Genomic DNA, 14,696 nt, shown 5'->3' on the forward strand with positions numbered 1-14,696 from the left:
GCTGGCGGTGCAATGCGCTGCGCTTATTGCACCCTACATCGTTGGCCGCACGTCGTTCGCGGTACCGCCTCAGCGGTTGAGATAGTGCAGCACACCAGGCGCGTCGGCTGCGCAGGACTCCAGTTCGACCAGCGTGATACCGCCGAAATCGAGCGCCAGTTGGCTCCACTCGCCGATCGGCAAGCGCAGCCAGTGGCCGAGCAGCGCGCGGATCACGCCGGCGTGCGTGACCAGCGCGCAGCTCGACCCGGACAGGGTCAAGATGCAGTCAACGACGCGCGCCTGCAGCATGGCGGCCGATTCGCCACCCGGCGGGACGAAGTGCAGCACGTCGGCGGCCCAGGCGTCGAGCAGCGTCCGCTCGATACGCTCCCAGTGGCATCCCTCCCAGGCACCGAAGTCGATCTCCATCAGCCGCCGATCGAACTGCGGCTGCGGGTGCAAGGCCTCGGCCATAGCACGGGCACGCCGCGACGGGCTGGCGATCACCGCGATGTCGTCTGGCAGCAGAGCACGCAGACGCTCGACCAACGGCCACGGGTCTTCCGCCTCGACGTCGAGCTGGCCGTAGCAAACGCCGGTCGCCAGCAGCGGCCGCGGGTGGCGGATCAGGAAAAGCTGCATAGCAGCCCGCAGTAGAAAGCGACTTCCGAGAGTTGCTGTGTGGCACCGAGACAATCGCCGGTATAGCCACCGATCCGGCGCTGGAACATCCGGGCCAGCCAGAGCGTCGCGAGCGCGGCCAGAAGGCAGCCGAGCAGCGCCTCGCTGGCTGACAGCAGGAGCAGCGGCAAAACGGCCGTCATCCCGGCAAAGCCAAGTTCCCCCACGCTGATGCGCGTCGCCAGCGGCTTCGCCTTGCCCTCGTCGCGCACGTAGTCGAGGCCACACAACAGCGTCGTCGCCGCGAAGCGGGAGACCGCATGGCCGGCCAGCAGGACGAACGGAATCTCCAGCGGATCGAACTCGATCAGCGCGCAGAAGCGGGCGAGCAGCAGGATGACCAGCGCGATGGCGCCGAAGCTGCCGATTCGCGAGTCCTTCATGATCGTCAGGATCTGCGCCTTCTCCCAGCCGCCGCCGAAGCCGTCGACCATATCGCTCCAGCCGTCCTCGTGAAACGCCCCGGTGACGTAGAGCGAACTGGCCATGGCCGCCAGCACCGCCAGCGTCGTCGGCCAGAGGTACGAGCAGAGGACGAAGACCAGCGCCGCAATCGCGCCGACGATCAGACCCACCGCCGGAAAATAGCGCGTCGCCCGGTCGAGCGCGTCGCTGCTGTGACCAACCCATCTCGGCACCGGCAAGCGCGTGAAGAAACGAAGTGCGCCGAAGAAGTATTCGAGTTCGCGTTTGAGCATCTGTCGACCAGGCGGGTGAGCGAGGTCCCGATGGTATCCCGAGACGCGGGCCGGAAGCCATCGACTGTGCGTGCCCACGGGTAGTGCGCTCGCCAATTGGCCGCCGGAACGGTAAGATGGCGGCTGACCGGAAGAACCGCCATGCCAGAGAGTCAGTCCCTTCACGTGGAAGATCAACAGAGATGAAACCGCATTTTCCCGAGGTGGGTGCCGACCTGCTGGAACGAGTCGGCGATCGGAAGTTTGCCACCGTCCTCGCCGATCCTCCGTGGCAGTTCCAGAACCGGACCGGGAAGATGGCGCCCGAGCACAAGCGCCTGAACCGCTACGCGACGATGACACTGACCGATATTCTCGCCCTCCCCGTAGCGGCAATCGTCGAAAACACGGCGCACCTCTACCTGTGGGTGCCGAACGCGCTGCTGCCGGACGGACTGCGCGTCCTCACCGCCTGGGGATTCGAATACAAGAGCAACATCGTCTGGCACAAAATCCGCAAGGACGGCGGCCCGGACGGGCGCGGCGTCGGCTTCTATTTCCGCAACACCACCGAACTGATCCTCTTCGGCGTCAGAGGAAAAAATGCGCGCACGCTGGCCCCCGGTCGTCGCCAGGTCAATATCATCAAGACCCGCAAGCGAGAGCACTCGCGCAAGCCCGACGAAGCGTACGAGCTGATCGAATCGTGCTCGCCCGGCCCCTTCCTGGAAATGTTCGCCCGCGGCTCGCGCGCCGGCTGGACGACCTGGGGCCACCAGGCCGACGACTATTCTCCCGACTGGCCGACTTACGCCCACCACTCGCAAGCAGAAACCGACGCCGACCGCCTGCTGGCGGAGGGCTGATCACTGGGTCACGCTTTCCGGTAATGAAGAAACCGACCTCGCCATGCTGCGCGCTTATTACGCTGACAAGTCGGCGTGTTACCCGGACAAAGCCGGCGACATCCGTTTCAGATCGTAGGGTTGAAGGAACCCCAACGTAGTCCCTTCCCTGCCCTTCGACGTTGGGGTTCGTTCCTCACCCCAAGCTACGGCCCTTCGCTGCTTCCCATACGCGTTGCACCAGCCGATTGACCAGCACTGCCGCGGCTCCTGTCGCCAGCAGGTGCTTCAGCGTATGGCCGCTGATCCAGCCCAGGATGTCGAACAATTCGTGGTCGTGCAGCTCGGCGGCTTTGGCGGCGACGTAGAGCAACAAGGCCAGGGCGAATGAACGCCGATCCGCCGCGGGTGCCCGATGGATTGCCTGCCACAGGGGAACAAGGATGATCGGCAAGCCCTGCACGAGCAGATAAGGGCGCAGGTCTCCGGCTCCGTGCAGCTCCGTGAAGTACCACCAGACAACGCTGGCGACGGCAACGATCGCCAATACCCCCGTATAAAGCTGACGATCCGATCCGGCATGCGTTTCTGCCCGAACGCCGGCCAGCAAACCCGCGCAGGCCAGTGCAATCGGCAGGCGATCCCAGACCAGGCGGGCGTTATCGGGAGCCAGATGGTAATAGCTCGAACCGGCAGCCGTAAGCGTCAAGGCAATCAGGAACATGCAGTAACCAGGCCAGCCAGCCTGGATGGCCGGCTCCCCACGCTTTGACCACAAGCGCGACAAGCCCCAGAGACCAAGCAGAGCAAAGCCGGCATTCGACAGCACGTCAGCGACGCAGGGCAGACCAAAGGCGGTGCGCTGATCGGCAAATTCGTGATAGTTCGCCAACTGCGCAATCGGCCCATTCGCCAGCATGGCGAGCACTGCGGAGACGGTGATCAGAAGTGGCAGACGGGCAAGCAGACGATTGATGATGCAACTCCGGTGAAGTGCCTCCACACAGCCAGCGAGCAGGACAAAATGAAAACCGCCGACGCAGCCACGTTACCCGCGATAAGTCCTATCATGCGCAACAAGTCTTGCCACTTGCCTGCTCGCCCACCCCATGATCGACCATCCGCCGCGCGTTTTCATCAGCTATGCTCAGGAATCCGGAAGCCATTCCGCCTGGGTGCTGGCGCTCGCCCACAGACTGCGACAAGACGGCGTCGATGCCGTCATCGACCGCTACTTCCCCTGGGTCGAGAAAGGCTGGCGGCCGTGGATGACTGCACAGATCGAACAGTCCGACTGGGTCCTCGTCGTGTGCACCCAGGAGTACCGCCAACGCTTCGACGGCAACGCACCCGCCGGCAGCGGGCGCGGCGTGCGCTGGGAGTCGCAACACATCACGCAGGCGCTCTACGACGACAAGTTCAGCAACAAGCAGTCATCCCCGTGCGGCCGCCGGCCGGCGACGAACGCTTCATCCCGCTGCCGCTGAAAGACTTCCCCAAATTCCGGCTCGATGAGCAATACGACGAACTCTACCGCCTGCTGACTGACCAGCCGGAGACGCTGGCGCCAGCGCTCGGCAAAATGCGCTACCTGCCGCCGTTGTCGGTCCCCGCGCGGGAGCCACCTTCGACGTCTCGGCCTGGCACACAGCCCATCGTGAAGCTCCCAGCCCCGATTTCCACCATCTCCGGCAGCCTCGCCGAATGCGCCGAGCAGCGCCAGCAGCAATCCGAGCTGAGTCCACGCCGCACAGCGGCTCCAGAATACAAAACGCCCTTCGCCGCTGCACCGATCTCTCCGCAGCCGCCGGTAGCGCCAGAGATCTTGCCAGCCGGCGAGATTCCACCAGCGACCAAAGGCGCGCGCTCTTGCGCCACTGTTCGGCCTGAAAGCGGAGTTGCCCGCGGTGCAGCTCGCGATCACGGTTCTGCCCGATGTAATCGTAGAGCGTCGGCCAGTAGCCCAAGCGTTTGCCGGTCTTTTCGTCCTTGCCGCGGGCACGGATCAGCGTCTCATGGATCAGGTCGACGGAGCGTTGCTGCGCTGGCCGGCTCTTTTCCTTCTCCCCCGTCGTGCCCACTTTCGCGCTGTCATTGCTGGCCCGCTCCGCGCTTTCCGGCTGGCGCTGATCCTCGCTGGTGACGACGATCAGCCGCAGCGCGCCACGCTGCTTCTGGTGACTCTGGTCCGGACCCAGCTCGCCGGAGAGCATCTGCACGACGCGCTCACCGGCCTCCGGCACTGCCTCTTCGCGGCTGATGCGCCGGCGCGAATGGCGGCCCTCGTCGTTGATCTGGGTCAGGCGCAAGAGCAGGTCCAGTGCCGCCTGCCGACCCCCCTTGACCTCCGCTCCGATGCGTGCGAGCAACTGGTCAGCCTGGGCAATCAGCATGCCGGCAATGCCTCCTGCCGCACGGTAGTCGTCGCCGCTGAGAAGCGTTCCCTCGCGCTGCTGCCACAGGGTCAACAGCGCGTTCTCGACCAGTGGCAGAGCGCCGCCCATCTCGCCGCAGGCGTCTGCGAGAATCGCGTCGGTCACCTCGCTGACGTTGACCCCGGCGAGCCGCGCCGGTTGCTCGATGACCTCGCGCAGGCCATGCTCGGAGATGGTCGGCAGGAAGTAGCGCTTGCAGTGGCTGTTGTAGATCGCCTGCAGGCTCGGCAACTGCCCGAAGCGATCGAGAAAGTCGGCGCGCACGGTGCCGATCAAAAACAGCGGACATTCGGGGTCCTGCAGGGCGTTCGCGAGTAGCGCGTCGAACTGCCGGCATGATTCACCTTCGGCGAAGGTGAACAGCTCCTCGAACTGGTCGACGATCAGCAGAAACGCCGTCTGCTCTTCCTCTGCGTGCCTGAAATCGCGCAGGTCGAGCGCCAGCGCGCGTTTGTCCGTCTGCAGTCGCTGCCGCCTCGCCAGGGTATCGGGCTGGACCGGCTTCGGGGTGAGTCCATGCTCGACGACTGTGGCGAGGTTGGCCAGCGGGTCCTTGCCCGGCATCATCGGGCCGAGGACCCGCCAGCGCTCGAAGCCGGTGCGCGCCCACAAGGCGCCCTGTTCGATCATCGGCCGCATGCCGGCATTGACCAGCGATGACTTGCCGGTACCGCTGCTGCCCTCGATCTGCAGCCAGCGGCAATAAGCGGCGCCGCCGGCGGTACGCAGGTCTTCGGGGTTGGTCTGCTGCTGGTCACCCAGGTAGCTCACGGCCTCGATGGTTTCCTTGCGCCACCCGAAGAACAGTCGGGCATTCTCGCTGGTGAAGGCGTTGAGGCCCAGGAAGGGGCAGCCGGTGATAATTGGCAGTCTGCCTGGTGGTTCGGCGAGGTCGACCGCGTGCGCTCTGATCGCCTCGATCCAGCCGGCGGGCAGCGTTTCGACAGAGTTCCAGTGGGTCGCCTGGAAGTTGGCGAGAAATGGCGGCAGAGCCTCGGGGCTGGCGTCTGCGAGCAGGATCGGGAGATTGCCAGGCGGTCCTGGTCGTTGTCCGCCGCCAGGTGCCGCCGCAAGGCGACCTGGACCTCGGCGCCCACCCAGCGGCGCAGCAAAGCGGACAGATCAACTGGCCGGCGTTGACCTTGCACAGTCGTTTTCCTTTTCTCTCGTGGCACAGTGGGCACTTCATCAGTGGCTATCTTCTCTGCGTTCAGTTGAAATCCAGCAGTCTAGGGCAACCCGGCCCCTGTCGCCACCGTGAGAGATTGCCCACATCCGCGCGACGGGGGCGTGGCTGGCGGATGGGTGCGCCGGGAGTTCCATTGGGGTGAAGCAGGAACCCCAACCAGTTCCCACCCTTCAATGTTGGGGTTCGTGCCTCACCCCAACCTACAAGCTGAAGCACAGCGCTAATCAGGTTCGTTTTGTAAATCCGTCAGCGTTTGAATATAATATTTCTATATATCAACGGCCTGAATTTTGTTGGTGTCCTTGGGCAGAGCCGCAGCAAGGCTGCGCGCAAGGGTCAGTGCCGAAGCCAACCGGGGGATGATGATGAGATTATCGCAGCTTTCGTCACTGTGTTTTCTCGTGCTGATGGTCGGTGCAAACGTCGCCCTGTCTGCTCCCTCATGGGGAATAGCTTGCGGTGACGGGCGCGTAGACACGGTTCTGGACGACTTCGATTCCACCTGGGATTACTGTTGCAGCGCGCATCAATCGATTCCTCGGCCGACCCTGCGCCCGGTTGCCGGCTGCAATGGCAACGCCATGGCAGTGGACTTCGATCTGCGCAATGTGGCGCCTGTCGGCAGCCCGAATGCCGGGCAGAGCTGGATCGTACTGCAACGGACCCTCTCTCCCCACCGGGATCTGAGCCACTACACGCACCTCCGGCTTGCCTTGCGCGGCTCCAACGTCAATAGCCACGACAGCCTGGAAATCAAGCTCAGGGATACGAACGGTCTTTTCGCCACCACCTTGAGAAGCATGACCGATCTGCCGGTGTGGCGAGCGATCTACATCGATCTTCGCGAATTGAGCGGCAACGGGACGATCAACCTGGCAGACATCGTTGGCCTGGAGATGGCGATCGTTCGCTGCGCTGGCTGCGAAGTGTTCGACAATCCGTCGCTGGGTGGGCCACCGGAAGAGCATGTCGGAACGTTGTTTCTGGACGAGTTTGCGGCTGTCGATCTGAAGCCCGGGGCGGTCAATCGACTGATCGAAACAGGGTTTGAAGCGGTCACGCCAAACCCGACGCTGAGCGCCGACGCCGCCAGTGCCTTGCGCACCCAGGTGGCCCGGAGCGGGGTGGGAATGGATTTGATCCCGACCTGGTTTCCGGAAACGAGCCTCAGTTTCAACAGCTATGCGCAGGCCGAGGCGCTGCTGGTGTTCCTGTACGAGTATGAACGAACGAACGATGTCGCCTTTCGCGATGCGGCGCAAAGGATGGCTGCGAAGCTGCTCAGCCTGCAAATTCCATCGGGCAAAACTCAGTCAGGCGCATGGTTCTCGACTTACCTGTCGCACAACGGCGTGCTGAGCCCTCCGGCTCGCGCGTCGCAGTCGCTTCCCTGCGACGGGAACGAAACGCTGATCCAGGATATCGACACCTGCGAATGGGTCGGCAACGGCGCTTGGGTTCTGATCGCTCTGCGCAAGTTGCAGCTCGGCGGTTTCTACGATAATCCGGACGCGCTCAGCGACGCGGTGAGCCGGGGAGCCGCCTGGCTGCTGGGTCAATTCAGCCGCAACCCGGCTTATCCCAACCTGATTTCACTGGGAACCGAAGGGAACATCTCGGCTTACTTCGGTTTGCTGGCCGCCGGAAAGGCTTACGAAGCCGAGCAGTTGGGCAAGGCCATTTTTCAATTTGGGTGGGATCCCGTCCAGCGCCGCATGAAGCCAGGTGTCCTTCCTGCCGACGCAGCGACGGCGATCGACGTCAGCGGCAGTTGGGGAGTCACCTTTCTTCGCTCGATCGGCCGGGTGCAGGAAGCATTGGACTCCCAAGGGTATGCAGCGTCCACCATGCGCGTGAGTTCGTTCGATGGCTCGATGTACGGTTACGGCGATATCGCGGGGCCCTACACACCGACGGTCGAGTTTTCCGCGCAGGCAGCGTCGGCCGGAATCAAGGACGCGAACCTCGTGATGCAGCAGATCGCTGCGCTGCAGATTCCACCCAACGGAAGCTACCCCGGCGCTTTCCCAGGAGCAGCAGACCACTGGTCTGGCGGTCCCTTGGCGCCGTGGAACACGACGATGGCCGGTGTTTCACCCACCGCCTGGGCGTATCTTGCTCAGAATCGCGATCCACTGCTTGACTTGCTCGTCCCGACCCTGTCCTTGTCCGTCAAACAGCAGGACTTGCGGACGGGGAACACGCTGACCCTGAGCGCTCGCGCAACACCGGGGTCAAGCGCGGTCGTCGCCGACGTTTACATCGCCCTGCAGTTCCCGGGGTGCGTCTCGCTCGCCTGCGTGCAGTTCTGGCAGGGTGGCCTGAACTTCACGACAACCGCGCAGCCGATCCTGCGCGATTGGCCTGTGGCTTTCTTCGCTGCGCCCGTCTTCAGCTATTCCTTCAGCGGCGAGGAACCTGCGGGCAGTTATCGCTGGCTGGCGGCCTTCGCGGTGCCTGGGACCTTGAACCTGATCGGCGTGATCACGCAGACCTCATTCACGTTCGTCCCCTGAGCAACCTACAGCGCCGCCAACGACCCGGCGCGGCTGCAGGCTGCCGGCGTCATCAACCTCGCCAAGGCCGAGCAGGCGGCCCTGGCCGTAGACCCGGCACTTCCCCGGCGCCGCCATGACGCTGACCGGATTGCCATGCATGAAGCGGCGCGCGGCCTCGTCGTCGAGAGCGGTCGCCGGGAGGCTCTGTAACAGGGTGTCGGGGGCGAGCAGCCATTGTCCTCGCGTTTCTTCGGCAAGCTCCGCCAGTTGCTCCAGCGTGACCGCGTCGACTACGTTCAGGGCGCCGACGGCAGTTCGCCGCAAGGCTGTCAGGTGGGCAAGGCCACCCAGCGCATGGGCAAGATCCTCGGCCAGCGTGCGGATGTAGGTTCCTTTGCTGCAGGTGACCCGCAAACGACAGCGATCACCGGCAAAATCGAGCAGTTGCAGGTCATGGATGGTCACTTCGCGCGGCGCGCGCTCGACTTCGATTCCCTGCCGGGCGAGGTCGTAGAGGGGCTTCCCGTCTCTCTTGAGTGCCGAGTACATCGGCGGAATCTGTCGAATCGGGCCGCGAAAGTTGGCCATGGCGGCCTCGAGTTCGCCGTTCCCGAAGTCCACCGGACAACGCCTGACGACGCTGCCGTCGGCGTCGCCGGTGTCGGTCTGGATACCGAACAGCAGGTCGGCTTCGTAGGTCTTGTCGGCCGCGAGCAGGTCGACCGAGAACTTGGTCGCCTCGCCGAAACAGAGCGGCAGCAGACCGCTGGCCAGTGGGTCGAGCGTTCCGGTGTGCCCGGCCTTGGCCGCGGAAAAGAAGCGCCGCGCCGCCTGCAGCGCCGAGTTGGAGGTCATTCCGGTCGACTTGTCGAGGAGCAGCACGCCGTCGACGCGCCGCCAGGTCTTCTTGCCGATCAACTCAGACACTCAACCCTGTCCGGGGCCGTGCTGGGGGTCGGAGTTGGTGTCGGGTTCGGAATCTGGGCCGTGGTCAGTGCCATCCGCTGGCAAATCGGCGTGTTCCGAAATGGCCACCGCTTCGCTGATCAACTTGCTGAGCTGCGCACCGCGTTCGAGCGACTCGTCGAAAATGAAATGCAGTTGCGGCGTCGTATGGATGCTGATGCGCTTGCCCAGCTCGCTGCGCAGGAATCCGGCGGCATGATCCAGGCCGGCCTGCACCGCGTCAAGATGCTCGCTGCCGGCCAGCGTGCTGAAGAATACCTTGGCATGCGCGTAATCGGCGCTCACCTGCACGTCGGTCAGGCTGACCATGCCGACGCGCGGATCCCTCAGCTCCTTGCCGATCAACTCGGCGAGCTCGCGGCGAATCTGCTCGCAGATCCGGTCGCGGCGCGAAAAACTCTTGTTACCGCTCATTTATAGGCTCCGCGCTACTTCCGTGACGTCGTAGGCCTCGATCTGGTCACCCGCCTCGTAGGTATTGAAGTTCTTCAGCGAAAGGCCGCACTCGAAGCCGGCGCGGACTTCCTTGGCGTCGTCCTTGAAGCGCTTCAGCGACTCGATCTCGCCATCCCAGACGACAATATGGCGGCGCAATAGACGGGCGCGCGAGCTGCGCTTGACGACGCCTTCGAGCACATAGCAGCCGGCAATGGTGCCAATCCGGGTGGCCTGGAACACCTGCCGGATCTCGACCAGGCCGGTGATGTCTTCGCGCTTCTCGGGCGAGAGCATGCCGGAAAGCGCGGCCTTGACTTCGTCTACTGCATCGTAAATGATATTGTAATAGCGGATGTCGACCCCGGCGTTTTCGGCCGCCTTGCGCGCGCCGGCGTCGGCGCGGGTATTGAAGCCGATGATCACGGCCTTCGAGGCCTGCGCGAGGTGTACGTCGGACTCGCTGATCGCACCCACCGCAGCGTGGATCACATTGACCCTGACTTCGCTGGTCGACAGCTTCTGCAGAGACTGGACGAGCGCTTCCTGAGAACCCTGGACGTCGGCCTTGATGATCAGCGCCAGGACCTTGGCTTCGGCTTCGGTCATCTGTTCGAGGAGGTTCTCGAGGTTGGCCGCCTGTTTGGTCGCCAGCTTGACGTCGCGGTACTTGCCCTGGCGGAACAGGGCGATCTCGCGCGCCTTGCGCTCATCGGCCAGCACCACTGCCTCCTGCCCGGCGGCAGGCACATCCGACAGGCCGAGGATCTCGACCGGAATCGACGGACCGGCTTCCTTGATCGACTTGCCGTTTTCGTCGAGCATCGCCCGCACCCGGCCGAAGACCTGACCGGCGAGCAGAATATCGCCCTGACGCAGCGTTCCCGAGAGGACCAGCATCGTGGCCACTGGTCCGCGTCCGCGGTCGAGGCGCGCTTCGATGATCAGACCCTTGGCCGGCGCATCCTTTGGCGCCTTGAGTTCGAGCACGTCGGCCTGGAGGAGGACGTTTTCGAGCAACTCGTCGATGCCGACACCGGTCTTGGCAGAAACCAGGACGAAGGGCGCATCACCGCCATATTCCTCGGGCACCACTTCTTCGACCACCAGTTCCTGTTTCACCCGCTCGGGCTGGGCGCCGGGTTTGTCGATCTTGTTCACCGCCACGATGATCGGCACACCGGCGGCTTTGGCATGGTGAATCGCCTCCCGAGTCTGCGGCATGACGCCGTCGTCAGCGGCGACGACCAGGATCACCAGGTCGGTGGCCTTGGCCCCGCGTGCGCGCATCGCGGTGAATGCTTCATGACCCGGCGTGTCGAGAAAGGTCACCATACCGCGGTCGGTTTCGACGTGGTAGGCACCAATGTGCTGGGTGATGCCGCCCGCCTCGCCGCTGGCGACGCGAGTGCGGCGAATGTGGTCGAGCAGCGAGGTCTTGCCGTGGTCAACGTGGCCCATGACCGTGACCACTGGAGCGCGTGGTTCCAGCGCAACATCCTTGTGTTCGGCGACCGTATCGTCGAGGAAGGCATCGGGGTCGTCGAGCTTGGCGGCGAACGCCTTGTGGCCCATTTCCTCGACGATGATCATCGCCGTTTCCTGATCCAGCGTCTGATTGATGGTCACCATCGAACCCATTTTCATCAGCGCCTTGATGACCTCGGTCGCCTTCACCGCCATCTTGTGCGCCAGATCGGCGACGGAGATGGTCTCGGGAACATAGACCTGGTGAATCACGGGGTCCATCGGCAACTGGAAGGAGTGCTCTTCATCATCGCCGCCGCCACGACCACCCCGCTTGCCATGTTTGTTGTCCCGCCACCCCGTGCCACCGGTTGCGCCACGCGTTTTCAGCCCCGGACGCTTGTTGGCCCCTTCGTTCTTCCACTGGCCTTTCTTGTCGGCAGGTTTCTTTTCGGGCGCTTTCTTGTCGGCTGCCTTCTTGTCGGTGGTAGCTGGCTTGGCTGCCGGTTTGTGCAGGGTCTTGTCTTCGGCAGGCCGCTCGCTGGCCGTCTGCGCAGCGACCTGTTTGGCAATCACGGCGGCCTTGGCGGCCACCGCCTTGTCCTCGGCGTCCTGCTTCAACCGCGCCAGGTCGACGATGCGCTGTTGCTTGCTCTTGAACTCGGCCTCCTGGCGCGCGCGCAATTCGGCGTGCCGCCGCTCTTCCTCGGCGCGCAGTTTCTGCTGTTCCTCACCGATGATCGAAGCGCGCGTGACGACCTTCTTGGCACTCACCTTGACCTCAACGGCGGCTTCGGTTTTCGCCACGACCGGCGCTTCGTCCTTGTCCTTGGCTTCGACGGGCCGCGCCGCTCTGGCTTCGGCAACCGGCTTGGCTGTGGCTTCGACGACCGGTTCGGCTCTCACTTCGACGACCGGTTCCGCTCTCACTTCGAGCACGGGTTCGGCTCTCACTTCGAGCACCGGCTCGGCGATGGCTGCGACAACCGCTTCGGTTGTCGCTTCGATGACCGGCGCAACCCTCACTTCGATGGGTGCGACGGGTGCTTGGGTACTGGCGACGGCCACCGCTTCGGGCTCCACGGGCGCCTGCGCCACACGCGCATCCGCTCGTGCCTCAAGTGGATCACGTTTGACGAGAACACGCTTCTTGCGGACTTCGACCTGCACCGTATGCGATTTTCCATGCGCGTCCTGCGACCGGATCTCGGTCGTCTCCTTGCGCGTCAGAGTGATCTTGGTCTTGGCATCGACCCGTCCATGCGAACGACGCAGATACTCGAGCAGTTTCGACTTGTCCTGCTCGGACAACAGGTCGTCAGCCTGCCTCTTGCCGACACCGGCGTTCTGCAATTGATCGAGCAGCGTACCAGCCGGCATCTTGAGCTGGGTGGCAAATTGGGCAACACTTGTTTGCGCCATATGAATTCCTCTTTCCTGCTTACTCGAACCAGTGCGCACGCGCCGTGGTGATCAGTTGTTTGGCCCTTTGGGCATCAATGCCGGTCATCTCGGTAAGTTCGTCGACCGCCAGATCAGCCAGATCGTCTCTCGTCTTGATACCGTTACCAGCCAGTTTACCGGCCAGCGCCTTGTCCATCCCTTCGAGATCGAGCATGTCTGCGGCTACCTCACCGATCTTTTCTTCGGTAACAATGGCGTCGGTCAGCAGGACGTTGCGCGCCCGCTCACGCAACTCCTGGACGGTCACCTCGTCGAAAGCTTCGATCTCGATCATCTCGTGGAGCGGCACGTACGCCACTTCCTCAAGGGTCGAGAAGCCCTCCTCGATCAGGATGTTGGCCAGTTCCTCATCGACGTCGAGTTTCTCCATGAACAGGACGCGGATCGCCGCCGCCTCGGCCTCGACCATCGTTTTCGACTCGTCCTCGGTCATCAGGTTGATCGTCCAGCCAGTCAACTCCGAAGCCAGACGGACATTCTGACCGCCCCGACCGATCGCGATCGCCAGGTTCTGCTCGTCGACGACGACGTCCATACTATGCTTCTCTTCATCGACGACGATCGAACTGACCTCGGCCGGCGCCAGCGCGCCGACGACAAACTGCGCCGGATCGGCTGACCAGAGCACGATGTCGACCCGCTCCCCGGCCAGCTCGTTGGTCACCGCGGTCACCCGCGTCCCGCGCATCCCGACACAGGTCCCGATCGGATCGATGCGCTGGTCGTTGGACTTTACCGCGATCTTGGCGCGCATGCCGGGATCACGCGCAGCCGCCTTGATCTCCAGCAGGCCATCATCGACTTCCGGAACCTCCAGCGCGAACAGCTTGACGATGAACTCCGGCGCCGTACGCGAGAGGATCAGTTGCGGACCGCGGGCAGCACGATCAATGCGCAGCAGAAAAGCCTTGACGCGGTCGCCGATGCGCAGGTTCTCACGCGGAATCATCTGATCGCGCGGCAGGATGGCCTCGATCTTTCCGGTTTCGATGATCGCGCTACCGCGCTCCATACGCTTGATCGCACCGGTCACCAGATGCTCCTTGCGACCCAGGAAGTCAGTGAGGATCTGTTCGCGCTCGGCGTCGCGGATCTTCTGCAGAATGACCTGTTTGGCAGCCTGTGCGCCAATGCGGCCGAAGTCTATGGGTTCAAGCGACTCTTCCAGAAAATCGCCGATCTCGACCTCCGGGTCCTGTTCCTGGGCATCCGACAACGGGATCTGCTGTTCCTCATCAAGGAAGTCCCCGTCAGCAACGACTTCCCAGCGGCGAAAGGTCTCGAAATCGCCGGTCTCGCGATCGACGACCACGCGGACGTTGGCGTCGTCGTGGACGCGCTTCTTGGTAGCCGACGCCAGCGCCATTTCCAGCGCGCCGAAGACGATGTCCTTGGTCACGTTCTTTTCGCGCGCCAGGACATCTACCAGCATCAAGATTTCGCGGCTCATTATTCCATTACCTCCTAAACCAGCCCGTCGCTCGATTTCGTCAGGTCAAAGTTGGGCACCAGGCGTGCTTTGTCAACGTTGACCAGATCGAAATCCACTTCGCCGGAATCGATCTGCAGACGCACCTTGCCATCGTGCACTCCCTGCAGCATGCCGCTGAAATTCCGCCGCCCGTTCAGGGGCAGACGCAGTTTGACGGTGATCATCGAACCCGCGAAACGTTCGAAATCAGCCTCTTTCTTCAAGGGTCTGTCGATCCCCGGCGACGAGACCTCAAGATGGTCGTAATCGACGTTCTCGACCAGCAGCACGCGTGACAACTGATCGCTGACCAGCGCACAGTCTTCCACATCCACGCCGCGGTGCTTTTCCGGCTTGTCGATGAACACGCGCAGCAGGCGACCGCGCGGGCTGCGCTCGACATCGACCAGCTCGTAGCCGAGGCCGGTCACCGTAACTTCAAGAATTTCGTGCAAATCCATGGCTGCAAACAAAAAATGGGCGAAACGCCCATCCCCGAAAAAATTACCCCCAGAAGGGGGAGCGGAAAACCCTTCAATTATAACGAAAATCTTGGCCGGGGTAAATGCGCCTGTGGTCCCATAGA

General features: G+C 63.2%; 12 protein-coding genes. 3 read left to right on the top strand and 9 right to left on the bottom strand.

What is annotated here, in order from left to right; genetic code table 11:
- Nucleotides 1-69: 69 nt before the first annotated feature.
- Complete coding sequence (gene cobC, locus ACCAA_RS05505; RefSeq protein WP_186406225.1) at nucleotides 70-624, bottom strand: alpha-ribazole phosphatase family protein; 555 nt, start codon at nucleotides 622-624, stop codon at nucleotides 70-72.
- Entirely contained in the window at nucleotides 609-1,361 is a 753-nt protein-coding gene (locus ACCAA_RS05510) for an adenosylcobinamide-GDP ribazoletransferase (RefSeq protein ID WP_186406226.1), read from the bottom strand. Before ACCAA_RS05510 ends, cobC begins: the two co-directional genes overlap by 16 nt.
- Nucleotides 1,362-1,543: 182 nt before the next feature.
- Here ACCAA_RS05510 and ACCAA_RS05515 point away from each other — a divergent pair, with 182 nt between their 5' ends.
- Nucleotides 1,544-2,206: an MT-A70 family methyltransferase gene (locus ACCAA_RS05515; protein WP_186406227.1), complete on the top strand. Its 663-nt coding sequence runs from the start codon at nucleotides 1,544-1,546 to the stop codon at nucleotides 2,204-2,206.
- 175 nt (nucleotides 2,207-2,381) lie between these two features.
- Here ACCAA_RS05515 and ACCAA_RS05520 read toward each other — a convergent pair whose 3' ends face one another.
- Nucleotides 2,382-3,188 (bottom strand): alkaline phytoceramidase, encoded by an 807-nt coding sequence (locus ACCAA_RS05520; RefSeq protein ID WP_186406228.1) that lies wholly within the window; start codon nucleotides 3,186-3,188, stop codon nucleotides 2,382-2,384.
- Between the two features lie 106 nt (nucleotides 3,189-3,294).
- Between ACCAA_RS05520 and ACCAA_RS05525 the strand changes: the two genes are divergently transcribed.
- Nucleotides 3,295-3,672, top strand: coding sequence for an SEFIR domain-containing protein (locus ACCAA_RS05525; protein WP_186406229.1), 378 nt, complete (start codon nucleotides 3,295-3,297; stop codon nucleotides 3,670-3,672).
- Here ACCAA_RS05525 and ACCAA_RS05530 read toward each other — a convergent pair.
- Nucleotides 3,655-5,721, bottom strand: coding sequence for an nSTAND1 domain-containing NTPase (locus tag ACCAA_RS05530; protein WP_342674034.1), 2,067 nt, complete (start codon nucleotides 5,719-5,721; stop codon nucleotides 3,655-3,657). The two genes, ACCAA_RS05525 and ACCAA_RS05530, sit on opposite strands and share 18 nt — an antisense overlap.
- A 447-nt stretch (nucleotides 5,722-6,168) precedes the next feature.
- Here ACCAA_RS05530 and ACCAA_RS05535 point away from each other — a divergent pair, with 447 nt between their 5' ends.
- On the top strand, nucleotides 6,169-8,325 hold the full coding sequence (locus tag ACCAA_RS05535) for a hypothetical protein (protein ID WP_186406231.1): 2,157 nt from the start codon (nucleotides 6,169-6,171) through the stop codon (nucleotides 8,323-8,325).
- On the opposite strand, the gene truB is transcribed toward ACCAA_RS05535, so the two are convergent.
- From truB to rimP, 5 genes are read right to left on the bottom strand one after another with little or no spacing between them, the layout of a single operon-like run.
- Nucleotides 8,305-9,234, bottom strand: a complete 930-nt coding sequence (gene truB, locus ACCAA_RS05540; protein WP_245754456.1) for a tRNA pseudouridine(55) synthase TruB — start codon at nucleotides 9,232-9,234, stop codon at nucleotides 8,305-8,307. The genes ACCAA_RS05535 and truB overlap by 21 nt on opposite strands.
- Nucleotides 9,235-9,687 (bottom strand): 30S ribosome-binding factor RbfA, encoded by a 453-nt coding sequence (gene rbfA / locus ACCAA_RS05545; protein ID WP_186406232.1) that lies wholly within the window; start codon nucleotides 9,685-9,687, stop codon nucleotides 9,235-9,237.
- On the bottom strand, nucleotides 9,688-12,597 hold the full coding sequence (gene infB / locus ACCAA_RS05550; RefSeq protein WP_186406233.1) for a translation initiation factor IF-2: 2,910 nt from the start codon (nucleotides 12,595-12,597) through the stop codon (nucleotides 9,688-9,690).
- 19 nt (nucleotides 12,598-12,616) lie between these two features.
- A complete protein-coding gene (gene nusA / locus ACCAA_RS05555; protein ID WP_186406234.1) occupies nucleotides 12,617-14,089 on the bottom strand; it encodes a transcription termination factor NusA in 1,473 nt (490 codons plus the stop codon).
- Between the two features lie 14 nt (nucleotides 14,090-14,103).
- On the bottom strand, nucleotides 14,104-14,571 hold the full coding sequence (rimP, locus tag ACCAA_RS05560) for a ribosome maturation factor RimP (protein ID WP_186406235.1): 468 nt from the start codon (nucleotides 14,569-14,571) through the stop codon (nucleotides 14,104-14,106).
- Between the last annotated feature and the right edge of the window lie 125 nt (nucleotides 14,572-14,696).

The organism is Candidatus Accumulibacter aalborgensis (assembly GCF_900089955.1).
Lineage (GTDB): Bacteria > Pseudomonadota > Gammaproteobacteria > Burkholderiales > Rhodocyclaceae > Accumulibacter > Accumulibacter aalborgensis.

Excerpts from the sequence above, each read along its gene's own strand:
- cobC (WP_186406225.1), bottom strand. The coding sequence starts at position 624 with ATGCAGCTTTTCCTGATCCGCCACCCGCGGCCGCTGCTGGCGACCGGC.
- ACCAA_RS05510 (WP_186406226.1), bottom strand. The coding sequence starts at position 1,361 with ATGCTCAAACGCGAACTCGAATACTTCTTCGGCGCACTTCGTTTCTTC.
- ACCAA_RS05515 (WP_186406227.1), top strand. The coding sequence starts at position 1,544 with ATGAAACCGCATTTTCCCGAGGTGGGTGCCGACCTGCTGGAACGAGTC.
- ACCAA_RS05525 (WP_186406229.1), top strand. The coding sequence starts at position 3,295 with ATGATCGACCATCCGCCGCGCGTTTTCATCAGCTATGCTCAGGAATCC.
- ACCAA_RS05535 (WP_186406231.1), top strand. The coding sequence starts at position 6,169 with ATGATGATGAGATTATCGCAGCTTTCGTCACTGTGTTTTCTCGTGCTG.
- rbfA (WP_186406232.1), bottom strand. The coding sequence starts at position 9,687 with ATGAGCGGTAACAAGAGTTTTTCGCGCCGCGACCGGATCTGCGAGCAG.
- infB (WP_186406233.1), bottom strand. The coding sequence starts at position 12,597 with ATGGCGCAAACAAGTGTTGCCCAATTTGCCACCCAGCTCAAGATGCCG.
- nusA (WP_186406234.1), bottom strand. The coding sequence starts at position 14,089 with ATGAGCCGCGAAATCTTGATGCTGGTAGATGTCCTGGCGCGCGAAAAG.
- rimP (WP_186406235.1), bottom strand. The coding sequence starts at position 14,571 with ATGGATTTGCACGAAATTCTTGAAGTTACGGTGACCGGCCTCGGCTAC.